General features: G+C 67.2%; 24 protein-coding genes. 10 read left to right on the top strand and 14 right to left on the bottom strand.

The window, feature by feature from the left end; genetic code table 11:
- Positions 1-17: 17 nt before the first annotated feature.
- Together KIT89_RS12410 and KIT89_RS12405 are read right to left on the bottom strand one after the other, a co-directional pair.
- Positions 18-518 carry an HNH endonuclease gene (locus KIT89_RS12410; protein ID WP_297602097.1) on the bottom strand — a complete coding sequence of 167 codons (501 nt, stop codon included), beginning with the start codon at positions 516-518 and terminating at the stop codon, positions 18-20.
- A gap of 341 nt (positions 519-859) precedes the next feature.
- Complete coding sequence (locus KIT89_RS12405) at positions 860-1,513, bottom strand: hypothetical protein (protein WP_297602096.1); 654 nt, start codon at positions 1,511-1,513, stop codon at positions 860-862.
- A gap of 81 nt (positions 1,514-1,594) precedes the next feature.
- Here KIT89_RS12405 and KIT89_RS12400 point away from each other — a divergent pair, with 81 nt between their 5' ends.
- Complete coding sequence (locus KIT89_RS12400; protein ID WP_297602094.1) at positions 1,595-1,867, top strand: hypothetical protein; 273 nt, start codon at positions 1,595-1,597, stop codon at positions 1,865-1,867.
- 27 nt (positions 1,868-1,894) lie between these two features.
- Here the strand turns inward: KIT89_RS12400 and KIT89_RS12395 are convergent, their stop codons facing one another.
- A complete protein-coding gene (locus KIT89_RS12395; RefSeq protein WP_297602092.1) occupies positions 1,895-2,770 on the bottom strand; it encodes a C40 family peptidase in 876 nt (291 codons plus the stop codon).
- Positions 2,771-2,978: 208 nt separating this feature from the next.
- Positions 2,979-3,668 carry a metal-dependent transcriptional regulator gene (locus KIT89_RS12390; protein ID WP_297602090.1) on the bottom strand — a complete coding sequence of 230 codons (690 nt, stop codon included), beginning with the start codon at positions 3,666-3,668 and terminating at the stop codon, positions 2,979-2,981.
- Between the two features lie 110 nt (positions 3,669-3,778).
- On the opposite strand from KIT89_RS12390, the gene serC reads away from it, so the two are divergent.
- Both serC and KIT89_RS12380 read left to right on the top strand, forming a co-directional pair.
- On the top strand, positions 3,779-4,894 hold the full coding sequence (serC, locus tag KIT89_RS12385; RefSeq protein ID WP_297602088.1) for a phosphoserine transaminase: 1,116 nt from the start codon (positions 3,779-3,781) through the stop codon (positions 4,892-4,894).
- Between the two features lie 245 nt (positions 4,895-5,139).
- Positions 5,140-5,373 carry a DUF2530 domain-containing protein gene (locus tag KIT89_RS12380; protein ID WP_297602086.1) on the top strand — a complete coding sequence of 78 codons (234 nt, stop codon included), beginning with the start codon at positions 5,140-5,142 and terminating at the stop codon, positions 5,371-5,373.
- 33 nt (positions 5,374-5,406) lie between these two features.
- Here the strand turns inward: KIT89_RS12380 and KIT89_RS12375 are convergent, their stop codons facing one another.
- The 3 genes from KIT89_RS12375 to KIT89_RS12365 form a co-directional block, all read right to left on the bottom strand.
- Positions 5,407-6,426, bottom strand: coding sequence for a hypothetical protein (locus tag KIT89_RS12375; RefSeq protein WP_297602084.1), 1,020 nt, complete (start codon positions 6,424-6,426; stop codon positions 5,407-5,409).
- A 226-nt stretch (positions 6,427-6,652) separates the two neighbouring features.
- Positions 6,653-7,168 (bottom strand): DUF3027 domain-containing protein, encoded by a 516-nt coding sequence (locus tag KIT89_RS12370; protein ID WP_297602082.1) that lies wholly within the window; start codon positions 7,166-7,168, stop codon positions 6,653-6,655.
- Between the two features lie 8 nt (positions 7,169-7,176).
- Positions 7,177-7,557, bottom strand: coding sequence for a cold-shock protein (locus KIT89_RS12365; protein ID WP_297602081.1), 381 nt, complete (start codon positions 7,555-7,557; stop codon positions 7,177-7,179).
- A 167-nt stretch (positions 7,558-7,724) separates the two neighbouring features.
- Here KIT89_RS12365 and KIT89_RS12360 point away from each other — a divergent pair, with 167 nt between their 5' ends.
- Genes KIT89_RS12360 through KIT89_RS12350 form a run of 3 tightly spaced genes read left to right on the top strand, consistent with a single transcriptional unit; the run spans position 7,725 to position 11,525 of the window.
- A complete protein-coding gene (locus tag KIT89_RS12360; RefSeq protein ID WP_297602080.1) occupies positions 7,725-7,988 on the top strand; it encodes a multidrug ABC transporter ATPase in 264 nt (87 codons plus the stop codon).
- Positions 7,975-9,834, top strand: a complete 1,860-nt coding sequence (locus KIT89_RS12355; RefSeq protein ID WP_297602079.1) for a helicase-associated domain-containing protein — start codon at positions 7,975-7,977, stop codon at positions 9,832-9,834. The genes KIT89_RS12360 and KIT89_RS12355 overlap by 14 nt, the downstream gene beginning before the upstream one ends.
- Before the next feature lie 41 nt (positions 9,835-9,875).
- Positions 9,876-11,525, top strand: coding sequence for a DNA repair helicase XPB (locus KIT89_RS12350; RefSeq protein ID WP_297602078.1), 1,650 nt, complete (start codon positions 9,876-9,878; stop codon positions 11,523-11,525).
- A 12-nt stretch (positions 11,526-11,537) separates the two neighbouring features.
- Here KIT89_RS12350 and KIT89_RS12345 read toward each other — a convergent pair whose 3' ends face one another.
- From KIT89_RS12345 to KIT89_RS12320, 6 genes are read right to left on the bottom strand one after another with little or no spacing between them, the layout of a single operon-like run.
- Positions 11,538-12,233: an alpha/beta hydrolase gene (locus tag KIT89_RS12345; protein ID WP_297602077.1), complete on the bottom strand. Its 696-nt coding sequence runs from the start codon at positions 12,231-12,233 to the stop codon at positions 11,538-11,540.
- Between the two features lie 48 nt (positions 12,234-12,281).
- Entirely contained in the window at positions 12,282-13,253 is a 972-nt protein-coding gene (locus tag KIT89_RS12340; protein ID WP_297602076.1) for a Gfo/Idh/MocA family oxidoreductase, read from the bottom strand.
- Positions 13,254-13,258: 5 nt separating this feature from the next.
- Positions 13,259-14,083: a sugar phosphate isomerase/epimerase gene (locus tag KIT89_RS12335; protein ID WP_297602074.1), complete on the bottom strand. Its 825-nt coding sequence runs from the start codon at positions 14,081-14,083 to the stop codon at positions 13,259-13,261.
- 10 nt (positions 14,084-14,093) lie between these two features.
- On the bottom strand, positions 14,094-14,876 hold the full coding sequence (gene tatC, locus KIT89_RS12330) for a twin-arginine translocase subunit TatC (RefSeq protein WP_297602072.1): 783 nt from the start codon (positions 14,874-14,876) through the stop codon (positions 14,094-14,096).
- 10 nt (positions 14,877-14,886) lie between these two features.
- Positions 14,887-15,135: a twin-arginine translocase TatA/TatE family subunit gene (locus tag KIT89_RS12325; protein WP_297602070.1), complete on the bottom strand. Its 249-nt coding sequence runs from the start codon at positions 15,133-15,135 to the stop codon at positions 14,887-14,889.
- Positions 15,136-15,182: 47 nt separating this feature from the next.
- A complete protein-coding gene (locus KIT89_RS12320) occupies positions 15,183-15,536 on the bottom strand; it encodes a Sec-independent protein translocase TatB (protein ID WP_297602068.1) in 354 nt (117 codons plus the stop codon).
- Positions 15,537-15,739: 203 nt separating this feature from the next.
- On the opposite strand from KIT89_RS12320, the gene KIT89_RS12315 reads away from it, so the two are divergent.
- On the top strand, positions 15,740-17,167 hold the full coding sequence (locus KIT89_RS12315) for an NAD-dependent succinate-semialdehyde dehydrogenase (RefSeq protein WP_297602066.1): 1,428 nt from the start codon (positions 15,740-15,742) through the stop codon (positions 17,165-17,167).
- 26 nt (positions 17,168-17,193) lie between these two features.
- Here the strand turns inward: KIT89_RS12315 and KIT89_RS12310 are convergent, their stop codons facing one another.
- Positions 17,194-17,895, bottom strand: a complete 702-nt coding sequence (locus KIT89_RS12310; RefSeq protein ID WP_297602064.1) for a GntR family transcriptional regulator — start codon at positions 17,893-17,895, stop codon at positions 17,194-17,196.
- A 262-nt stretch (positions 17,896-18,157) separates the two neighbouring features.
- Between KIT89_RS12310 and KIT89_RS12305 the strand changes: the two genes are divergently transcribed.
- Genes KIT89_RS12305 through KIT89_RS12295 form a run of 3 tightly spaced genes read left to right on the top strand, consistent with a single transcriptional unit; the run spans position 18,158 to position 21,353 of the window.
- The gene (locus KIT89_RS12305; RefSeq protein ID WP_297602062.1) at positions 18,158-19,414 is read left to right on the top strand and encodes an iron-containing alcohol dehydrogenase; all 1,257 of its coding nucleotides are present in this window, start codon (positions 18,158-18,160) and stop codon (positions 19,412-19,414) included.
- A complete protein-coding gene (locus tag KIT89_RS12300; protein WP_297602060.1) occupies positions 19,411-20,583 on the top strand; it encodes a CaiB/BaiF CoA-transferase family protein in 1,173 nt (390 codons plus the stop codon). The genes KIT89_RS12305 and KIT89_RS12300 overlap by 4 nt, the downstream gene beginning before the upstream one ends.
- Positions 20,580-21,353, top strand: coding sequence for an enoyl-CoA hydratase-related protein (locus KIT89_RS12295; protein ID WP_297602058.1), 774 nt, complete (start codon positions 20,580-20,582; stop codon positions 21,351-21,353). Before KIT89_RS12300 ends, KIT89_RS12295 begins: the two co-directional genes overlap by 4 nt.
- Positions 21,354-21,355 lie beyond the last annotated feature (2 nt).

Genomic DNA, 21,355 nt, shown 5'->3' with positions numbered 1-21,355 from the left:
CGGCGAGCATCCTGAATCTACGCCGCGAGCGGCGCTAGGTACTCGTTCCAGTCGGGCTGAGGCCGCTCAATGCCCCGCACGAGCCACGCCGTGTCGTGGGGTGCCTTCGGCGTCACCCGAAGCTTCCAGCGCATCTCGGCCGGGGTGCGGTCGCTCTTGAGGTTATTGCACTTCAAGCAGCACGCCACCAAGTTCTCCCACGTGTCGGCACCGCCGCGCGAACGAGGCATGACGTGATCGATCGTCGTCGCGTTCGCCCCGCAGTATGCACAGCGGTTGCCGTCGCGCCGCAACACACCGCGCCGAGTGAGCGGCACCTGCCGAGTGTGCGGCACGCGCACATAGCGGCGCAGAACGATGACACTCGGGCGATCCCACGTGCCCTCGATGCCGAACACGGGGTGTTCGCCATCAGACGTCAGAATCGTCGCTTTCTCATTCATGACGAGCACGAGAGCTCGCCGAAACGACACGACGGCGAGCGGCTCGTAGCCCGCGTTGAGTACGAGAGTGCGCATAGTGGAGGCTCCTGTCGAACGGGCCCGCATGGCCTGCGGGCGTTCCTTCGGGTCTCGGTGCCTCACGGTGCGAGGGTCGACGCGCGCCCTTTCGGGCACAAAAAAAGCACTGCCGTCAGACGACAGTGCTCATCCCCGCAGAACCGCGACAGGGCGCGATCCAGCGAACGGCGACGGCTATGCGAAAGACGGCGCGCGCATCCACGGTTTGGATGTCTCGTCGCTCACACATAGCCTCTCCTCTCGTGCGCCAGTCGACGCCGAGAAGGCAAGGCTAACCCAGAAAAGGCGCGCACTCGCGGTGAGGCGCGCCGATTCACGGGCCGTTCACTTGCCGACGCTCAACCTTCAACACTCACTGCTGGCAAGCTGAGGTCGGCAATCTGCGACCAGGACTGGCCCCCGTCTCGCGACTTCATGACCGACTGAGTATTCACGATCACGATGGTGCCGCTCTCACCGACTCCGAATGCATCGGGCTGAATGGGAAGAACGCCGAGAGACTGCCACTCGAGGCCGTCGGGCGAAACGTGCAACGCTCCGTGCACGTCGACCCCGAATACTCGTCGCTGGCTGTCAGTGTCGAAGCCCGCCTCGACCAACACGAGCAGCGGAGCCCGTTCGATCGATTGCCAGGTTTGACCGAGGTCGTCACTGATGACTGGTCCGTCTTCTGTCGTGGCGACAATGCTGATGATGGACGGCTCAATCGCGAGATCGCGTGCCGCGATGGTTGCACCCTGGTGCCATGAAACACCACCGTCATTGCTCGTCATCACTCGACCCGTTGCCGAGTCGATTCCCGCGGTGAGCGACGACTCGCCCTCGGTCATGTGTGACATGGCATGAAAGTCGACCACTCCCGAGAGCGCGAGAGCGTGCCAGTCACGAGCGTCGAGATCCGCCTCGAGAATACCGACGTTCGCGGGCTCATCCGACCCTGCGGGCGGGTGCCCTGACAACAAGAAGCGGTTGTCGACACGCACGAAGCTCATGACGTCGCCGCGGTAGTCGCCCAAGACCGCAGGAGGCGACGAGGGGCCACCTGCTGCCAATAGATCAACGCTCAACAGTCCGTGATGCGTCGCGATGACAACCCGCTCGCGACCGTCATCGACATCAACGCCGTGCACATGACTCACTGCGACGGGCATGGGCTGTGCATCCGTCGCATCAGTGTCGACAGCCGCAACGGTGCACCCTACGAGCAGACTCGAGCCGAACATGGCCACCCCAAGCAGACTTCCGCGCAGGGAAGAGCCTCCGGCCGTCATCGAGCGAACAGCGACGTCATCGTGTCGATCTCGGCGGTCTGCGAGGTCAAGGCGCGCCGCGTCATCGGTCGTTAAGGTTGACGCACAGCCGACGGATGCCCGTCAAATTCCGTAGCGGACGATGTAGTAGTTGTCAGACCAGATGGGGCGAACGCTGATGACAGCACCCGCGCGGGGCGAGTCGATGAAGGTGCCGTTACCCATGTAGATGCCGTTGTGACCCGGCATGATGACGACGTCACCAGGGCGAGCATCGGCGCGTGAAATGCGCGTTCCAGCGGCGCCCTGCTGGCTCACCGTCCGTGGCAATGCGATTCCGAACTGCGCATACACATACTGCACGAATCCAGAGCAATCGAACCCAGCGGGAGTCGTGCCACCGAAAACCCACGGCACTCCCTGATACTGCAAAGCAACTTGCACGACCTGGTCGAGACTGAAGTTGGGGTAGGGAGGGTTAGCGAGGAAGTCGCCGACCGACGGTCCACTCCACGCGGCTCTTGCCGCCAAGCGTTGGGCTGTTAGTTCAGCTCGGCGAAGTGCCGCGGGGTCGGTCGCCGAGAATTCGGCGCGACTCGCGTCGACGATGACCGGCTCGGCAGCGGTCAACTCGATCTCTTGCGACGACGTGGCCCGAAGCTCAGCGACCGCCTCGGCGGTCTGATTCGACTCGGCGTTTGCGGCCGGCTGCAGCGAGGTGCCCGGCAGAGCGAGCGTTGCGACGATGGCCGTAGCGGCCGTCATGGCGCCCATGTTCATGGCGGTGCGCTTCCACCCCGCGTGGCGAGACGACACGGGCACGGCGGCGATGGCGGGCACGACCTCGGCGGTCGCCATGGCCGGGGTCGTCGCACCCTCGCGACGGGCGAAAAAAGAGCGCTTCTTGGCCGGAGCAGAAGCCCGGCGGCCGTGGTGCGAAAGTTCAGAAGAACTCGAGGTGGTCGAGTCGTTCGACTCGGGGTTGATGCGGTGATTCAAAGGTGTAACCTCCTGCGCTTCGCCGCTCACACTAGGCGGCCCGCCTAATTTCGTGGTGTCCACGGTCTGATTGCAGAAGACGGGCATGCGAAGCGTTCTGCGTCAGAGTCGCCGACCGGTTGGGTTTGGGCGGCAACTGGTTGAGTGTACGTGAGATAACGGAAGTGTTACAAACCGACTCGCCAGCACTAGATGTAGTGATCAGAACTCACTCAGCAACATAGATGTGCTGTGCGATCTCGGCGGGCAGGTCGATGCCCTCGTCGCGGCCCATCACTTCGACGCTGACATAGCCGTTCGGTTCTGGACGAATTCGCGCCTCGGCGCCGGGTACCGCCCCCGCTTCTCGCAACTGGTGCAGCAGGTCGGGGTCGACCTGCACCGGCTCGGCGAGGCGGCGGATGACGCCGCTGCGCATCCCCACCGCAGCAGCGTGCGTGAGCGAGATCACTCCATCGAGAAACTCCGTCGCGGCCGAACCACCCAAGTGCTCAAGGCCCGGAATCGGGTTTCCGTAGGGCGACTCGGTCGGGTTGTCGAGCATATCGAGAATGCGCCGCTCGACCTGCTCACTCATCACGTGCTCCCACCGGCACGCCTCATCGTGCACATACGCCCAGTCGAGTCCGATGACGTCGGCGAGCAAGCGCTCGGCAAGACGGTGCTTGCGCATGACCGAGACGGCTTTCGCCCTGCCGTCTTCGGTCAGCTCGAGGTGCCGATCTCCTTCAACTCGCACCAGGCCGTCGCGCTCCATGCGTGAGATGGTCTGTGACACTGTCGGGCCAGAGTGACCCAACCGCTCGCTGATGCGCGCACGCAAGGGAATGATCTGCTCTTCTTCGAGGTCGAGAATCGTGCGCAAGTACATCTCGGTGGTGTCGACGAGGTCGGTCACGACTCCCCCTCTCATGATCAGAAGTCAGGCTTGCCTAGCCTAAGCCAGCGCGCCCACCGCTGGGGCGCCTGTGGCGGCGTGTGCCGTCGCGCTCTCGGTACGATGGCCGAATGGCCGACATCGTGATCCCCGCCGAGCTTCTGCCCTCAGACGGACGCTTCGGGTGCGGCCCTTCGAAGGTGCGCAGCGAGCAACTGAGCGACCTCTTGGCCGCGGCGAGCATCCTCGGAACCTCGCATCGACAGGCACCCGTCAAGAACCTCGTGGGTCAGGTGCGGGCAGGGCTCACCGAACTGTTCCGACTGCCCGACGGCTATGAGGTCGTTCTGGGAAATGGCGGGTCGACTGCGTTGTGGGATGTCGCCGCGGCGGGCCTCATCGAACGTCGCAGTGCGCACCTCGACTTCGGCGAATTCGGCTCGAAGTTCGTCGCCTCGGCGTCGGCCCCCTGGCTCGAAGCACCGCACGTCGTCAAGACCCCCGGCGGAACCCTCGGCACGCTCGACGTCGTCGACGGCGTCGACGTGTACGCCTACCCCCACAACGAAACCTCCACCGGAGTCAGCGCTGCCGTGCGCCGCATCGGCACGGCCCCAGATGCTCTGACTCTCGTCGACGCGACCAGCGCCGCCGGCGGCATCGACGTCGACCTCGCCGAGACCGACGTCTACTACTTCGCGCCGCAGAAGAACTTCGCCGGCGACGGTGGGCTGTGGTTCGCGCTCATGAGCCCGGCCGCCCTCGAACGCGCGGCGTCACTCGGGGCGTCAGACCGGTACATTCCGCCGTTCTTGTCGCTCACCGCCGCAATCGACAATTCGCGGCTCAACCAGACCCTCAACACTCCCGCGCTCGCGACGCTCGTGCTGCTCGACAGCCAACTGCGCTGGATGAACGAGTCGGGCGGCCTCGCCTGGGCGAGCGCGCGCACCTCCGAGAGCTCGCAGCACCTCTACTCGTGGGCCGACGCGCACGAGCTCGCGACCCCGTTCGTGGCCGACCCCGCGCACCGCTCTCAAGTCGTCGTCACCATCGACTTCGATGAGTCGATCGACGCCGCGCACCTTGCCGCCGTGCTGCGCTCCAACGGCATCGTCGACACCGAGCCCTACCGCAAGCTCGGTCGCAACCAGTTGCGCGTCGCCACCTTTGTCGCCGTTGAGCCTGACGACGTGCGGCAGCTCACCCGCTCGATCGACCACGTGCTCGGAGCTCTCGCCGCCTAGCGCCGCGCTGCTCGCCGCCGCGCGGGCCGCCACCACGCCGGGCCGCGCCGGCCCGGTCGGCGCCACGCCGGCCCGGTCGGCACCACGCCGCCGTTCCGCACCGCCCGCGCCGCCGCCGCACCGCGCTGGCCGCCGCCGCACCGTCGAGCAGCCCGAGTCGCAGTGTGTGGCATGGGTCGCCGAACGTTTCACGACTCGTGCCAAGAATGGCTGCTCTCGAACCGCGAACTGCCAGACTGGGGTGCATGAGGCTCTACGTTCCGCACGCCGAGCGCCGCCCGCAGCCCGAACCCGCGACGACGAACGACACGCTCGCGTTCGCGGTCGGGCTCGGCGGCTGGCTCGTGGGCCTCGCCGTCGTGCTCGGGATGCTCGCCGCACCCGCCCCGTTCGACCCCGCCCGCGTGCTCACCACGATCGGCGTCGGCGTGGCACTCGGGCTCATTGGCCTGCTCGTCTCGCGCCGCCGCCGCACCTAGCTCGAGCATCCCGATCCCGCCCCGCCTCCGCTCCTACCAGCGCAGGCCGATGCGCCGCAGACGTTCCGCGAGAAGTTCAGACGAACCGGCGACCCGCCAATCCCACCGACCGTATCCATCGAGGTCGAGCCGCACCTCGTCTTCGCGCAGCTTCTCGTCATACACCACCTCGTCGGCGGTTCGCCCGCCGCGGAACGCCGGGTCGGTGTACTTGATGCGGCCGTCGAAGTCTGCGCCGATGTTCTGCTCGGGCCAGTAGAAGTCGAGGTAGTACACCTTGCCCGGCGGGCCGACGACGCGGTGCTGCAGCACAGGAGTCGGCACACCCAACAGGTGCATGGTCACGCGCGAGAGCGACTCACCGGGTCGATCGGCGCGCCCGTCGACGAAGCCGAGCACTCGGCGAGCGCGAGCGGCACCACGACGCTCTGACGAAGCGGTGAGCACGCGCTCGAGGTCGTATCGCGAGACTCCGCGGTGATGAGGCGTCGACCCGGGGTGTTCGTGCGAGTGAAGCGCGGCATCCCCCATCGCCACGGCAGTGGCGAACGGCGCGACGCGAGCCATGTCGATGACCGTTTCGGCGAGCGAGGTCACGGGGGTGCCGAGAAATGCGGCGGGCACGTCGGCCAGCTGTCGTCGATGACGACGCAGCACCGTAGTCGATCGACGAGCTGCATCGACCGGAGCAGTGACGTGCACCCTCGCGGGCCATGCTCCGATAATGGGCAGTCGCCACAGCGCTGCGGCCGACCAGTGCGAGAGCACCTCGCCGTCGCGCACTCGCTCGAGCGTCGCCTCGATCACCAGGCGATACTGTGCGTCTGGCCCGAGCTCTGACCACTCGTCGGCCGGCACGAAGGCACCGGGCGCCAGTCGCATTAGGTCGCCGCGTCGAGCCGCTCGGTACTGCCGAGAACGAATGCCCTCATCTACTTCTTCGGCGAGACGCAGCAGTGTCGGCGCGGGTGCCGGGTTCAGCGCAGACGCTGACCCGGAAGGGGCGAGGGTTGATGCCGCCGACGTCGTCATGAATGGATCGAGAGAGTTCATCGCGCGAGCGTGCCAGTGTGCTGCGGCCGGCGGGGTAGCTCAGCGCGACCGGTGGCCCCGTGCGGTTGAGCCTCGCCCGTGAAGGACTCCTCAGCGCCAGAACTCGCCGCCGAGAGTCGCCGTTCGTGGCAAGAGTCGCGACACGTTTCACGACTCGTGCCACGTTTCACGACTCGTGCCACGAACGACGACTCACGCGGCACCCTCGGGCGCGGCGCGGCGCGGGCTACTCGACGGTGAGCGACTCGTCGTCGAGGTGCAGGTCGATGTCGACGCCGTCGAACACGTCGTCGCCATCGTCTCCGTGCACGTCGTGCTCGTCGTGCAGGTCGTCATCGTCGTCGTCTGAGTCGAGCCTGGACGAGTCGTCGGCGTCACCGTCGCCCGCCGCCTCGCGCTCGAGGGCCTGCTGCGCCAAGTAGTCGTCGAGGCGATCGGCCCACGGCACCCAGTCAGGAGCCGTGAGCGCCCCTTCAGCGGGAATCAGCTCGGTCTCGAGCACCCCCGGCTGCATGCCGGGGTTCACGGCGATGGCCACCGTCCAGTACCAACCGGGGTAGCCGCCCTGGGTCGTCGAGAAGCGCACAGTGGCGACATCGTCGGCCACGACGATGTCGCGCAAGGCTCCGACGTTGGCAGCCGCAGTGATCTCGGCGAGCGCGTGGCGGGCGAGAGGCTCGAGCGTCGCCGCATCGGCAGCCCCCGAGGGATCGGCCGCAGTCTTCTTCGTCGCCCTAGCCACGAGCGGGCCTAGGCATCGAGCTCGTCGGCGACCTTGCGCAGCATGGCCGCGATCTTGGCACCGTGCGCCGAGTCGGGGTAGCGGCCGCGCTTGAGGTTGGTGCCGATGCCGTCGAGCAGCTTGACGAGGTCTTCGATGATGATCGACATGTCGTCGGCCGACTTGCGGTTCACTCGCGCGAGCGTGGGCTTCGCATCCAGAACGCGCACTGACAGCGCCTGCGCACCGCGCTTGCCGTCTGCCACCCCGAATTCGAGTCGAGTGCCGGCTTTCACCACCGCACCTTCGGGCAGCGCCGAGGCGTGCAGAAAGACCTCGTCGCCTTCATCTGATGCGATGAAGCCGAAGCCTTTCTCTTGGTCGTAGAACTTGACCTTGCCGGTGGGCATGAGATCTCCTATGCGAATGGTGGTGAGCCTCTAGGCTACCGGTCTTCGACGGTGCGCGCGGGGCCGAGCATCGACCGGTGCCGCCGCTCTCGACGAAGCACGCTTGTGCGGCATACCCCCAGCACTCGGGGTAGGTCGCCGGGTCGTGCGGCACCTATTCTTGACTCATGCCCGAAGAATCGTTCGTGATGAGCCACCGCCTCGAGCGTGTGCTGGCCTATATGGTCGCCGCGGTCATCGTGGTGAGTCTGGCGAGCTTCGTGGCGCTCATCATCGCTACTGGAGCGAGCATCGACTATTCGACCGGCATCTGGCCCGTCGTCGTCATGATGCCGCTCATCGGCCTGCCCATCGGTTTCGTGCTGATCATCACTCTGCTCGTGGTCAGCGCCGTGCGTCGGGGGCGGGCCGCCAAGGATGCCGGCAACTAGCGCCGCCTCCCTCGCGCTCGCCGCGCGACTGCGTGACCTCGACGACGACCGCGTGGCGCGAGTCATTCGCGATCGCGCGATCTCGCCGACTTCTCTGCGCGACGTGTTCGATCTCGCCGAGGCCCTGCTCGACCCGTCGGCGATCGCGTCTGCCCTGTCAGCGCTCACTCGGCGGTCGCTCGCGGCGCTGTCGGCTGCAGCGCAGGCTGATGAGGGCGCAACCCTGGCAGAGCTCGGCGCTCGCCTGGGCCGTGACGCCGAGCAGGTCGCGATCGACCTCTCTGCGGCGACGGATGCTCTGCTCATCGACCTCGTCGATGCTCGAGTGGTCGTCTGGCCCGCCGTGCGGGCCGAACTCGCCGAGTGGCCAGCGCGGGGTCTGCCGACGGCCGACGAGCTGACCGCTCCCGCCGCCCGACTCTCGCCCGTCGCTCTCGACGCGGCGACTCGGCAGAAGCTCGACCGCACGGGGGCCGAGCACGCGTTCACGACCACGGTCGCGGTGACCGAGGTGGTGCTCGCTCTCGCAGAGACGCCCGGTCGTCTGCTCGCCAGGGGCGGGCTGTCGCTTCCCGACGCGAAACGACTCGCCGCCGCCGCCGGTGTCGACGTCGACGCCGTGCCTGCCCTCGTCGATCTCGCGTCGCAGGCCGGGCTCGTCGTCGAGGTCGACGGCTCGGCGAGCTCGACTGAGGCGGGCGACGTGTGGCGCCGCCTCGACCCGGCGTCTCGGTGGGCGCAGCTCGCCACGGCGTGGATCGACTCTCTTCCTGACGACCTCACGACGGCGTTGACCGAGAGCATCGACTCGGTGTGGGGTTCTGCGTTCGAGGTCATCGTGTCGTGGTTGTACCCGGCCGGCTCAGACGCAGTTCGCGAGCGGTTGCGCGATCGTGGCGAGCAGGCTGAGCGTCTCGGTGTGTCGGTCGACGGCCGAGCGACCAGTATCGGCCACGCGCTGCTGACCGCAGGTGCAGAGGCTGCGCGAGCGGCTCTCGCGCCACTGGTGCCCGCCGAGGTGCGCCAGGTGTATCTGCAGCACGACTTGACCATCGTGTCTCCGGGCCCGCTCGCGGGCGAACTCGACGAGCGCTTGCGGCGCACCGCCGAAGTCGAGAGCACGGCTCTCGCGGGCCGCTACCGCATCACCGCCGACAGCGTGACGCGCGCGATCGCGATGGGCGAGTCGGCCGAGTCGCTGACGACGTTCTTGTCGACGATCTCGCTCACCGGCCTTCCGCAGCCACTGGTGTACTTGATCGACGAGACCGCTCGGCGGTACGGCGTCATCCGGGTGGGTGCGCTCGAGCACGATGAGGCGGCCGAGCTCGGCGCGCGCACCGGCGTGCGCAGCGCCGACCCGGTGCTGCTCGAATCGATGCTGGTCGATGCGGCTGCCGCCGCTCTGGGGCTGCGACGAGTCGGCCCGCATCGGGCCGTGAGCCGTCACGAGCCCGCCGTCGTGCTGTGGACTCTCATCGATGCGCGGTATCCGGCGGCGACCGACGAAGGCACCACCACCCCCGAGCGGCCGGGTCGCTCGCGTGCTCAGCCCGCGCCCCCCGCTGTCGACGACAGTGTGGCTGCGGCGGTCGCGCGCATCCGAACAGGATCGACGGTCGGCATCGACGGCGACGGCGCGTGGGTGGCCCGTCAGTGGCAGCTTGCGCTGCGCGGCAAGCTCACGGTGCGTGCAACGGTCACGCTCGCCGACGGCAGCGAGCGCTCGTTCGTGCTTGAGCCGACGGGTATTGCGGCGGGGCGCGTGCGCGGTCGCGACACCGCATCTGACATCGAGCGCACCCTGCCGGTGTCGAGCATCACGGCGCTCGAGCCTCTCGAGTAGCGACCTCGGGCTCTCAGGCTGGCCAACTAGACTGGCCCGTTATGAATCCTGACGGCCCGCTCATCGTTCAGAGCGACCGCACCGTGCTGCTCGAGGTGGCGAACCCGCGAGCCGACGAGGCCAGGCACGCTCTCGCCGTGTTCGCCGAGCTCGAACGCGCACCGGAGCACGTGCACACGTACCGCATCACCCGACTCGGCCTCTGGAACGCTCGCGCCGCCGGCCACGAGGCCGACGAGATGCTCGCCGTGCTCGAGAGGTATGCCAAGTTTCCGGTGCCGCAGTCGGTGGCCACCGATATCACCGAGACGGTCGGCCGCTACGGCCGCCTCATCATCGTGCGCAACGACGAAGGCGCGCTCGTGCTGCGGTCGACGGATGCTGCAGTGCTCACCGAGATCGCGTCGAGCAAGAGGGTCGCTCCGCTGCTGACGCGGCGCATCGATCACTCGGCCTTCGAGTTGGCGCCGTGGGCGCGCGGCCAGGTGAAGCAAGAGCTCGTGAAGATCGGCTGGCCCGCCGAAGACCTCGCGGGGTACACCCCCGGAACCCCCCACGAGATCGACCTCGACCTCGCCGAGTGGGGCTTGCGGCCTTATCAGCAGCAGGCGATCGACCAGTTCTTCGTCGGCGGCTCTGGCGTCGTGGTGCTGCCGTGCGGAGCCGGCAAGACCCTCGTCGGTGCTGGTGCGATGGCGAAGGCGGGCACGACGACGCTGATTCTGGTGACGAACACGGTGTCGGCTCGCCAGTGGCGAGCAGAGCTGCTGGCGCGCACGAGCCTCACCGACGACGAGATCGGCGAGTATTCGGGCCAGGTGAAAGAGGTCAAGCCGGTCACGATCGCCACCTACCAGATTCTGACCGCCAAGAGAAAGGGCGAGTACGCTCACCTCGCCCTGCTCGACGCGCTCGATTGGGGGCTCATCGTCTACGACGAGGTGCACTTGCTGCCGGCCCCCGTGTTCAAGCTGACGGCTGAGCTGCAGGCTCGACGTCGACTGGGGCTGACGGCCACGCTCGTGCGCGAAGACGGCCGAGAGGGCGACGTCTTCAGCCTGATCGGGCCGAAGCGTTTCGATGCTCCGTGGAAAGAGATCGAGGCGCAGGGCTACATCTCACCGGCAAGCTGCTTCGAGGTGCGCATCGATCTGCCGGCGAGCGAGCGGCTCGAGTATGCGGCGAGCGCCGACGATCAGCGCTATCGGCTTGCCGCCACGGCGCCGGCGAAGCTCGCTGTCGTGAAACGGCTGGTCGAGCAGCACGAGGGCGAGCGCATCTTGATCATCGGGCAGTACCTCGATCAGATCGACGAGCTCGCCGAGTCGTTGGGGGTGCCGCAACTCACGGGCGCCACGTCGGTCGACGAGCGCGAACGGCTGTACCAGGAGTTTCGGGATGGCCGCACACCGGTGCTCGTCGTCTCGAAGGTGGCGAACTTCTCTGTCGACTTGCCCGAAGCGACGGTCGCGATTCAGGTGTCGGGTTCGTTCGGCTCACGCCAAGAAGAGGCACAGCGCCTGGGTCGCTTGCTGCGGCCGAAGCAGAGCGGTATTCCGGCGAGCTTCTACACGCTCGTCGCACGTGACACCGTCGATCAAGACTTCGCTCAGAACCGGCAGCGCTTTCTCGCCGAGCAGGGATACAGCTACACGATTCTCGACGCCGATCAGATCGCCGCTGCGGCCTGAGACCAGCGTCGCTCAGTCGACCGCGGCGAGGATTGCGTGCGCCAGCTCGACCGGCTTCGTGAACTGCGGCCAGTGACCCGTGGGCAGCTCGACGATGTCGAGGCTGGCGAGCGAGGCGAGCTCGCTCGCCCACGGCGCCCCACCCGTGATCGCCGCGCGGATCGTCGCTTCGGTGAACTCGCACGCGATGACCGTGACGGGCACGGAGAACCGCGACTCATTGCCGAGCTGCTGAGGCTCGACGGCGACGCCCGCTGGCTCTGGCTTCGCGATGGCTCGAAAACGATCACGCAGCTCGTCGGTGAGGTCGACGAGGTCTTCAGCCTCGAAGAAGCCCCAGTCGGGCAGCGGAACGCCGTCGCCCTCGACCGGAAGCTCGTCGTTGATCGCGCTGCCGGCCGGAAACGGCAGGGCGTCGACGAAGACGACACGGGCAACCGCGTCGGGGCGGGCATCTGCGACCGCCCATGCGACGCTGCCGCCGCCCGAGTGACCGACGAGCACCACGGGGCCGTCGACCGCGTCGACGATCTCGAGCACAGCATCCACGTGCGTTCTCAGACCGATGCCCGAGAGGTCGGTGTCGCCCGGCCGCTTGCCGGGCAGGGTCGGGGTGTGCACGGTGTGCCCGGCCGCCGTGAGCGCGGGCGTCACGTCGCCCCAGGAATCGCCATCGAGCCAGAAGCCCGCAATCATCACGATGTTCATGTCAGTGACGGTAGTGGTGAGCTCTGACATCGGCGCGCAGCCGCCCAGTCACTCCGCAGCGGCCGAGTGGTCGAGAACCGACTGCGAGAGTCGCACGGTCGCGAGTCCGTCACGCACGCCGGGGTGCTCGACATGCTCGCCTCGCACGAGCGCGAGGAATGCCGCCATCTGCCCCGTGTATCCGTCGTCGATCGCATCGCTCTCAGAGAACTCGCGCACTGTCTCGCCCTCGGCTGTCACGACCGTGAGCGTGCGGCTCGACCACATGCCGGGCCCGTCGAGCGCGAGTGAGCCCTCGGTGCCGACGACGGTCAGAGAGTTTCTGGCCAGTCGGCTCTGCCACGAGACCTGCAGGGCGCCAGAGAGTCCAGTCTCGAAGCGCAGGGTCGCCGCCATCGACTCATCGAACCCCGGCAGCTCTGGCCTCGACTCGACCACTTCGCCCGCGGCGCGCGCGATGTCTCCGAACAGCCACCGCAGCAGGTCGAAGTCGTGCGATGCCGACTCCATCGTGATGCCGCACAGCTGACCAGGGCTGCTCCTCCAGTTGCCCTGAGGCAGGTCGATGCGGCCGATGCGTTGACGCAGCACTTGCACGACCTCGCCGAGAGCCCCCGACTCGATCACCGCGCGCACCGCGGAGTGCGGGGGGTGCCACCGCCTCATGAAGCCCATCATGAAGGGCGCCCCCGGCCCGCTCTCGACGATCTCTGCGAGCAGCTCTGCGTCTGCCACGGTGGCGGCGAGCGGCTTCTCGCAGAAGATCGGCATACCGGCGTCGACGAGCGTGCGCACCGGGTCGAGCCTCGCTCGAGGCGGTGTGAGAATCAACACGGCGTCGACCCGGCCGATGAGCAGCTCTGGCCGCGAGACGAACTCGGCAGACGTCGCCTCTGTCAGCCAGCGGGCCCGATCAGCGTCGAGGTCGACGACCGCGGTGACGCGGGCGCCGCCCACGGCCGAGATCGCGTCGAGGTGCTTGCGTGCGATTCCCCCGGCGCCGATGACGCCGAACGTCATGTCGTTCATGCTCGGTCGACCTCGTCGACGTGACGACGGGCGATGGCGGCTCCCGCGGCGAGATCGGTGAGCGCCGTGTCGTCCCCTCGTCGAGGAAACTCGACCACGAGATAGCCCGAATAGCCGGTCGCGTTGACAGCGTCGAGCACCTCATCGAAGTCGACGACGCCGTCGCCGAATGGCACGAACTCGCGACCGGGCCCGGCGCAGTCTTTCAAGTCGACATGGTTGATGCGCGAGCCGAATCGGTCGACGATGGCGAGCATGTCGACTCCTGACGCAGCGAAGTGGCCGGTGTCGAGGCACATGCCTACCCCCGGGTCGTCGATGGCGTCGAAGATGCGGTCGTAGTCTTCGGCGAACTCGAGCACGTTGTTCGCGTGATTCTCGAGCGAGATGCGCACGCCGCGCTCGGCTGCGACGGGTGCGACCTCTCGCAGCAGCGCGATGATCGACTCGACTCCCCCGGCCTCGCCGCGGTCTCGACCCGTGCACTTGAGCAGGGTGACGCCGACGATGGTGGCGGCCTCGATCAACCAGCACCAGCGGGCCGTCTCGCGCGCCAGATCGCTGGGTTCGGGCCCCGGTGAGAACGATGGCACATGCAGAGACACCGGGGTCACGCAGATCGCCGCGCTGCGGTCGCGAATCGACGCGAGCCCCTGCGGCGTGATCGTGCGGGCATACCAGCAGTTGAACTCGACGCTGCGAAAGCCCGTGTCGGGCAGACCGCTGAACGCCGGCTCGAAAGCCTCATCGCCGAAACCGTCGAACCCGAGCGTGGCGACCGCGATGCGCTCTGGCAGAACTGGGGAAGGGGCATCCATCATGAGACCTCCATCAGACCGACACCTCGTCGGAGTGAATGAGCTTGGCGAGCGCTCGCTCTCGACGCTTGTCGACCAGCACGGCGATCGCGGCTGCGGCGAAGTACAGACCGAGCATGGGTGCGGCGAGCAGCAGCATCGACAGCACGTCGGCGGCCGGGGTCGCAAGCGCGGTGAAGAGAGCGATGACGATGACGGCCCAGCGCCACGAGCGCAGAATGGCAGCTCCGGTCAGCACGCCGATCGCATTGAGCATGACGAGCAGAATCGGCAGCACGAAGCCGACGCCGACAGCCAAGATGAGTTTGAGGGCGAAGTCGAGGTAGGTGCGTGCCGTCAGCAGCGTCGCAGAGCCCTCAGGCGCGAAGCTGGTGAGCAGAGTGACGATGTTCGGTATCACGAACCACCCCGCCGCACAGCCCGCGGCGAACAGCGGCACGGCGGCCCCGAGAAAGGCGACGGCGTAGAGCTTCTCGCGACGTTTGAGCGCTGGCACGACATATGCCCACGTCTGGTAGAGCCACATGGGCGACGACAGCACGACGCCGATCGCGAGCGCGATCATCATGCGGGTGTCGAAGGCCTCGGTGACCGAGGTGTAGTTGATCTGCGCTTCTCGACCCGATGCCAAGGCCACCTGCTGCAGGGGCCGACTGAGCTCGGCCCACACGACATCGGCGAGAAAGAACCCCGCGACCGCCGCAACGAGCAGCACGGCTGCGCTGATGCCGAGGCGACGACGGAGTTCACGCAGATGCTCGCCGATGCTCATGCGCCGTCGACGCTGAGCGGGCATGTCTCGAGCCTCAGCCGACGGTGGAGCGCGGAGATTCGGCGTCGGTCGCCGTCGTCGACGACGCGGCACCTTCTGAGCCCGGTGCCGCGGCGCCGCTCGTCGAGGTGTCATCGTCGTCTTTCGCGCGCACCTCTTTCTTGAAGATCGTCATCGACTGCCCCAGGCTGCGGGCGAGCCCGGGAAGCTTGGGCGCCGCGAAGAGCAGGATCACGACGAGGATGAGGATGAGGCCGGTCCAGCCTCCGAGGTTGGCGGGCATGATGTCTCCGATCGATGGTGAGTGCGGTGGTCGTGGGAGTCGAGGGTTCAGGCTGCGGGTTGTTCGGGGGGGACGGTCTCGTCGACGTTGCGCGGTCGGTAGCGCGACGACGGAGGCGGAGGCTTCGGCTTGGGCGTGTCGTCGTCGAGGCTCGAGGTGACGGCCTCGCGCACGATGCGCCGAGGGTCGTACCTGCGCGGATCGAGCGTCTGCCAGTCGATCTCGTCGACCTCGTCGCCGAGTTCGTCGCGCAACCGCTCTTTGCCGGTTTCGGCGAGGCGCTTCGCCCCCCTGATGAGTGCGGCGAGGTACGACGCCACTCGGGGCAGGCGGTCGGGGCCGATCAGTATCGCGGCGATGATGCCGATGATGAGCAGCTTCTCGATGGTCAGGCCGAACATGTCGCACCCGCCTGCACGGTGGCCACGGTGCACGAGGGCGCGCACTGCGCTGCGTCGACTGCCATCGTGGTGCGGTCGTGCATGATCAGCCTCCTCATCGAGACGCGAATACGATACGATACGATAACACGCACGGTCGAGGCGCACCACACCGCGGACGACTCGGTGCCCGTCCCCGCATCATCCCCGCGAAAGGTTCGACGATGCCCCTGTATACCGATCTCTACATCGACGGCGCATGGCGACCGGGCGCCGACGGCGGCCGCTTCGCGGTGCTCGACCCCTCAGACGGCAGCACGATCACCGAGGTCGCCATCGCGACCGAGCAAGACTGCATCGACGCAGTCGAAGCGGCTGACCGCGCGGCCGCGGGGTGGGCCGCGACGGCGCCGCGTGAGCGCGCTGAGATCTTGCGGCACGCCTTCGAACTGCTGCGCGAAGATCGCGAAGAGATCGCGCGACTCATCGTGCGAGAGAACGGCAAGGCGCTGGCGGATGCTCGCGCAGAGGCCGACTACGCGACCGAGTTCTTCCGCTGGTTCTCTGAAGAAGCCGTGCGCATCGGCGGCGACTACCGCCTCTCACCGTCGGGCGACAAGCGCATCGTCGTCACGCGCCAACCCATCGGCGTCTCGGTGCTCATCACGCCATGGAACTTTCCTGCGGCGATGGCGACGCGCAAGATTGCGCCGGCTCTCGCTGCCGGATGCACGTGCATTCTCAAACCCGCGCGCGAGACGCCGCTGACGGCGGCGCACATCGTCGCGACGCTCGAGCGAGCAGGCGTGCCCAAGGGCGTCGTCAATCTCGTCACACCGGTGCCGACGGGACCAGCCGTGTCGGCGATGCTTCATCACCCGGCGGTGGCCAAGCTCTCATTCACCGGTTCGACCGAGGTCGGCCGAGTGCTGCTGCACGAAGCCGCCGACCGCGTCGTCAGCGCCTCGATGGAGCTCGGGGGCAATGCACCCTTCGTGGTGCTCGCCAGCGCCGACGTCGACGCCGCAGTGGCCGGAGCCGAGGTGGCCAAGATGCGCAACGGCGGTTCTGCCTGCACCGCAGCGAACCGCTTCTACGTGCACCGCAGCGTGCACGACGAGTTCACGACCAAGCTCCGTGACAGGTTGCGAGACTACGCGGTAGGGCCCGGTCTCGATGAGGGCAATCGTCTCGGCGCGCTCGTGTCGACGGCTGAGCGCGACAAGGTGGCAGAGCTCGTCGCGACGGCAGAGCACGAGGGCGCCCGCATCGTGCTCGGAGGCACCCCCATCGAGCCCGGGGCGTTCTATCCGGCGACCATGCTCCTCGACGTCGAGCATGGGTCTACCATCACGCGCACCGAGATCTTCGGGCCGGTGACGGCGGTCGTCCCCTTCGACGACATCGACGACGCGGTCTCATGGGCCAACGACACCGAGTACGGTCTCATCGCCTATGTCTACGGCGAGGAGGGCGAAGCGCTCGCCGTCGCGCAACGACTCGACGCGGGCATGGTCGGCGTGAACCGCGGCGTGCTCAGCGACCCCGCGGCGCCATTCGGCGGCATGAAGCAGAGCGGGCTGGGGCGAGAAGGCAGCTCGGAGGGCATCCTCGAGTTTCTCGAGGAGAAGTACATCGGTCTCGACGCCTAACGGCGTCGCGGCCTGCGCGACAGGCCTCAGTCGAAGGCCGTGCGAAACCGCTCGGCCGATGCTTCGACGTGGTGTCGCATGGCATACGCTGCCGCATCAGGGTCTCGACGACCGATCGCCGCGATGATCTCGGCGTGCTCGCCAATCGCGCGCTCGGTGATGTTCGCATGGTCGGCGAGACGGAACAGGTGCACATGGGTGTGCAGCCGAGCGAGCGAGTCGCGAATGAACGAGTTGCGCCCCCCTTCGGCGATCGCGTCGTGCAGCAGCGCGTCTCTCTGCGAGAACAGCGCATAGCCGCGCTCGCCCGATGTGGCGATCATGCTCGGCGTCATCGAGTCGGCGACTGATCGGAGAGCCGCCAGCTCATCGTCTGTCACGCGCTCGGCGGCGCGACGGGCGGCGGCCGGCTCGAGCAGCAGGCGCACTTCGACGAGATTCTCGAACTGCTCTCGAGTGATCTTCGGTGCAACGCGGTAGCCGGCCATGTGAGTGCGCACGACCACACCGTCGGCCTCGAGGCGGTGCAGCGCCTCGCGAATGGGAGTCTGCGAGACCCCGAGCTCTCGGGCGATCGCATCGATCGTGATGCGGCCACCGGGCCCGATCTGCGAGGCGAGAATGCGAGAGAGCAGCTCTTCGTAGACCTCGCCGCCGATCGGTGGCTGAGCCTTTCGCCCGCGAGTCACCGCGATCTCGGGCGCGGGCGCCTGCTGTTCAGTGGTCATGAGCAGCGCTCCCCTCTTCTGTTTTCGTGAGCGACCGGTTGAGGGCTGTCGATCAGATCGTATTGCGCGGCACCCCCTTCACGCCAGAGGCAACAGTCGCTCGGCGTTTCTCGCTGACTTGACAGGGCTAGATGGGAGTCATAGTGTCGATCACATCAGATCCGATCGGATCGTATTCACACCCTTGAGACCCCGGGACCACGATGAAGTGCGAGAATCCCGCCGACGCGACGCGGCGATCAGGCCCGCAGGTGCACGACTGATGCTGGCACTGCTGCGCTCACCCCGCGAGATCATGTTCGGGCCGGGCATGTGCGCTGCGCTCCCCTGGGTTGCTGCACGCGAAGGTAGCAAGGCACTGCTCGTCGTCGACCAGCACTTGGCGAACTCGGATGAGTTGAACGAGATGCTTCATCAACTCGAGAAGGCTGGGGTCGAGACCGCAGTCTGGGCCGAGGTCACCCCAGAACTGCCGTCAGAACTCGCGATTCGCGCCACTGACTTCGCTCGCGATCTCGACCGCGACCTGGTCATCACCGTCGGAGGCGGCAGCTGCATCGACCTCGGCAAAGTCGTCGCGACCATGCTGCGTCACGGTGGCACGCCATCTGACTACTACGGCGAATTCCGAGTTCCTGGTCCGAACGTGCCGCTCATCGCCGTGCCCACGACGGCCGGCACGGGTTCTGAGGCCACCCCGGTCGCCGTCGTCACAGACTCCGATCTCGGCACCAAAGTGGGCATCTCAAGCCCTGAGCTGATCCCCGTCGTCGCGATCTGCGACCCCGAGCTCACCTACTCGTGCCCGCCGTCGGTCACCGCGAGCGCGGGGGCGGATGCCCTCGCGCACTGCATCGAGTCGTACACGGCTCGATCGCGCACGGGCGATGCAGACCTCGCACGAGAGCGAGTCTTCGTCGGCCGCAGTGCGCTCACCGACTCACTGGCACTCGAGGGAATCGCCGCCATCGTCGAAGGGCTGCCGATCGCCTACGCTGACCCGCTCAACGCTCGCGCTCGCTCGCAGTCGATGTACGGATCGCTCTTGGCCGGCATGGCCTTCGGCACCGCCGGTACGGCGGCAGCCCACGCCCTGCAGTACCCGATCGGCGCCGAGACGTCGACGCCGCACGGCGTCGGGGTCGGCTGCCTGCTTCCGTACGTGATGGCGTTCAATCGCTCCGAACGCGTGGAGGAGATGGCCCGGATCGCGCGGGTGTTCGGTGCGGAGGGTGACGATGACGCTCTCTCGCGCAGAGCCCCCCGCCTCGTCGCCGACTTTCTGGCCGGCATAGGAATTCCCCGTACTCTGGGCGAGATGGGCGTAGCCAGAGAACGTGCGGGCGCGATCGCGGCAAGCGGACTGCGCGCCGTGCGCCTCTCAGAGAACAATCCACGAGTTCTCACGATCGAGAGCGCGAGTCGGCTGGTCGAAGCCGCGATCGACGGAGACCTCGACTCGTTGATGGGCGACGCGCCGCTCGCAGCACCTGTTGCGACGATGAAGGAGACGTCATGACGGCGGTCAACCCCGGGGCCCTCGACGGCATGCGCGTGATCGACCTCACCCAGGTGATGGCCGGCCCCTTCAGCACCATGCTGCTGGCCGACCTCGGCGCCGAGGTCATCAAGGTCGAGCCCCCCGGCGGAGGCGATCAGACACGCCACTCGTGGGGCCGGTCGGGCAAGGGTGACGACGGCCCCGCGTTCTTCGCGCTCAATCGCAACAAGAAGAGCGTGGTGATCGACCTTCGCGAACCCGACGGCCTCGCCGAACTGCACTCGCTCGTGCGCGGAGCGGATGTCGTCATCGAGAACTACCGACCCGGCGTCACGAAGCGACTGGGCATCGACTACGAATCGCTGCGAGCCATCGAGCCCTCGATCATCTTCGCCTCGATCACCGGGTTCGGTCACTACGGGCCATACGCCACCCGACCGGGATACGACCTCATCGCACAGGGCATGGCCGGAATCATGGGCATCACCGGCAATCCGGGCGGCGAACCTGTCAAAGCGGGCGTGCCCGTGGCCGACATCGGTGCCGGACTCTTCTGCACATACGGCATTCTCGCCGCGTACGCGCACAAGCTGCGCACAGGAGAGGGCCAGTATCTCGAAACATCGCTCTACGACAGTGCGATCGCATTCTCAGTGTGGGAAGCCACCGAGTACTGGGCGAGCGGAAACGTGCCTGTCGCGACCGGCTCAGCACACCGCATGTCTGCTCCGTATCAGGCGTTTCCGACGAGCGACGGATGGATCACGGTCGGGGCCAACAATCAGCGCCTGTGGGGGTACCTGTGCACCGCTCTCGGCCGGGAAGACCTGCGCGACGATGCGCGGTTCGCCACCAATCCCGATCGCATGGCGAATCGCGCAGAACTTGCCGAGATCATCGGCTCGGCGCTCTCGACCGACACCTCAGAGGTGTGGGTCGAGAAGCTGCTCGCAGCCGGGGTTCCGGCGGGGCTCGTGCAGACCTATGACCGCGTGCTCGACGACCCGCACACACTCGCTCGAGAGATGGTGCAGACGATCCCTCACCCCGTCGAAGGCGAAGTGAGCACGCTCGGCTTTCCCGTCAAGTTCAGCGGCACTCCGGCCGCAGCTCGGCGGCACCCGCCTCTGCTCGACGAGCACCGGGCAGAGCTTCTCGGCGAGCAGGCAGCCGGAGACCCGGCATGACCGGTGAGGTTCTCATCGACCGGCGTGAGGCGGTCGTCACGATCACCCTGTCGAATGCGGGCAAGCGCAACGCCATCGACTACGCGATGTACGACGCGCTGCAGACTGAGCTCGAGCGCGTGCGCGATGACGCGACCGTGCGAGTGCTCGTGCTGCGCGGCGGCGACGGCCACTTCGCGGGGGGAACCGACATTCGCGAGCTCGCCGCGATCGAGAGCGGTGCCGACGGAGTGCGCTACGAGGCCGCCATGCGGCAGGTGCAGTCGGCTCTCGCAGCGCTGCGCATCCCGATCGTCGCAGTCGTCGAAGGCGTCTGCGTCGGTGGCGGCCTCGTGCTGGCTGCGCTCAGCGACATCGTGATCGCTTCGCCGGCCTCGCGTTTCGGGTCACCGATCGCGCACACGATCGGCAATACGATCTCGGCCACCTCCATCGCCCGGCTGCACGCGCTGCTCGGCCGCCGGCTCGCCACCGAGCTGCTCATGACGGGGCGCATCATCGATGCAGACGAGGCGCTCGCGGCGGGGTTCATCTCTCGACTCGTCGACGATGATTCCCTGCAGAACGAGGTGCAGCGAACGGTCGAGCGACTCGCCGCCGCCGCTCCCCTCACCGTCGCGTCGATCAAGGAGTTTCAGGCTCGACTCGACGCCGCGACGGGCGACGTCGCCGTCGATGACGTCTTCGACCGTGTGTACTCCAGCGCCGACTTCCGCAACGGAGTGCAGTCGTTCATCGCTCGGCAGCCCCCCCGATTCACAGGAGAGTGATC

Source organism: Microcella sp. (assembly GCF_025808395.1).
In the GTDB taxonomy this organism is placed as follows: Bacteria; Actinomycetota; Actinomycetes; order Actinomycetales; family Microbacteriaceae; genus Microcella.
This window is presented reverse-complemented; position numbering and strand designations above follow the sequence as displayed.

Excerpts from the sequence above, each read along its gene's own strand:
- KIT89_RS12410 (WP_297602097.1), bottom strand. The coding sequence starts at position 518 with ATGCGCACTCTCGTACTCAACGCGGGCTACGAGCCGCTCGCCGTCGTG.
- KIT89_RS12405 (WP_297602096.1), bottom strand. The coding sequence starts at position 1,513 with ATGAGCTTCGTGCGTGTCGACAACCGCTTCTTGTTGTCAGGGCACCCG.
- serC (WP_297602088.1), top strand. The coding sequence starts at position 3,779 with ATGGCCGACATCGTGATCCCCGCCGAGCTTCTGCCCTCAGACGGACGC.
- KIT89_RS12380 (WP_297602086.1), top strand. The coding sequence starts at position 5,140 with ATGAGGCTCTACGTTCCGCACGCCGAGCGCCGCCCGCAGCCCGAACCC.
- KIT89_RS12375 (WP_297602084.1), bottom strand. The coding sequence starts at position 6,426 with ATGAACTCTCTCGATCCATTCATGACGACGTCGGCGGCATCAACCCTC.
- KIT89_RS12365 (WP_297602081.1), bottom strand. The coding sequence starts at position 7,557 with ATGCCCACCGGCAAGGTCAAGTTCTACGACCAAGAGAAAGGCTTCGGC.
- KIT89_RS12360 (WP_297602080.1), top strand. The coding sequence starts at position 7,725 with ATGCCCGAAGAATCGTTCGTGATGAGCCACCGCCTCGAGCGTGTGCTG.
- KIT89_RS12355 (WP_297602079.1), top strand. The coding sequence starts at position 7,975 with ATGCCGGCAACTAGCGCCGCCTCCCTCGCGCTCGCCGCGCGACTGCGT.
- KIT89_RS12350 (WP_297602078.1), top strand. The coding sequence starts at position 9,876 with ATGAATCCTGACGGCCCGCTCATCGTTCAGAGCGACCGCACCGTGCTG.
- KIT89_RS12345 (WP_297602077.1), bottom strand. The coding sequence starts at position 12,233 with ATGAACATCGTGATGATTGCGGGCTTCTGGCTCGATGGCGATTCCTGG.
- KIT89_RS12340 (WP_297602076.1), bottom strand. The coding sequence starts at position 13,253 with ATGACGTTCGGCGTCATCGGCGCCGGGGGAATCGCACGCAAGCACCTC.
- KIT89_RS12335 (WP_297602074.1), bottom strand. The coding sequence starts at position 14,083 with ATGATGGATGCCCCTTCCCCAGTTCTGCCAGAGCGCATCGCGGTCGCC.
- tatC (WP_297602072.1), bottom strand. The coding sequence starts at position 14,876 with ATGCCCGCTCAGCGTCGACGGCGCATGAGCATCGGCGAGCATCTGCGT.
- KIT89_RS12325 (WP_297602070.1), bottom strand. The coding sequence starts at position 15,135 with ATGCCCGCCAACCTCGGAGGCTGGACCGGCCTCATCCTCATCCTCGTC.
- KIT89_RS12320 (WP_297602068.1), bottom strand. The coding sequence starts at position 15,536 with ATGTTCGGCCTGACCATCGAGAAGCTGCTCATCATCGGCATCATCGCC.
- KIT89_RS12315 (WP_297602066.1), top strand. The coding sequence starts at position 15,740 with ATGCCCCTGTATACCGATCTCTACATCGACGGCGCATGGCGACCGGGC.
- KIT89_RS12310 (WP_297602064.1), bottom strand. The coding sequence starts at position 17,895 with ATGACCACTGAACAGCAGGCGCCCGCGCCCGAGATCGCGGTGACTCGC.
- KIT89_RS12305 (WP_297602062.1), top strand. The coding sequence starts at position 18,158 with ATGCTGGCACTGCTGCGCTCACCCCGCGAGATCATGTTCGGGCCGGGC.
- KIT89_RS12300 (WP_297602060.1), top strand. The coding sequence starts at position 19,411 with ATGACGGCGGTCAACCCCGGGGCCCTCGACGGCATGCGCGTGATCGAC.
- KIT89_RS12295 (WP_297602058.1), top strand. The coding sequence starts at position 20,580 with ATGACCGGTGAGGTTCTCATCGACCGGCGTGAGGCGGTCGTCACGATC.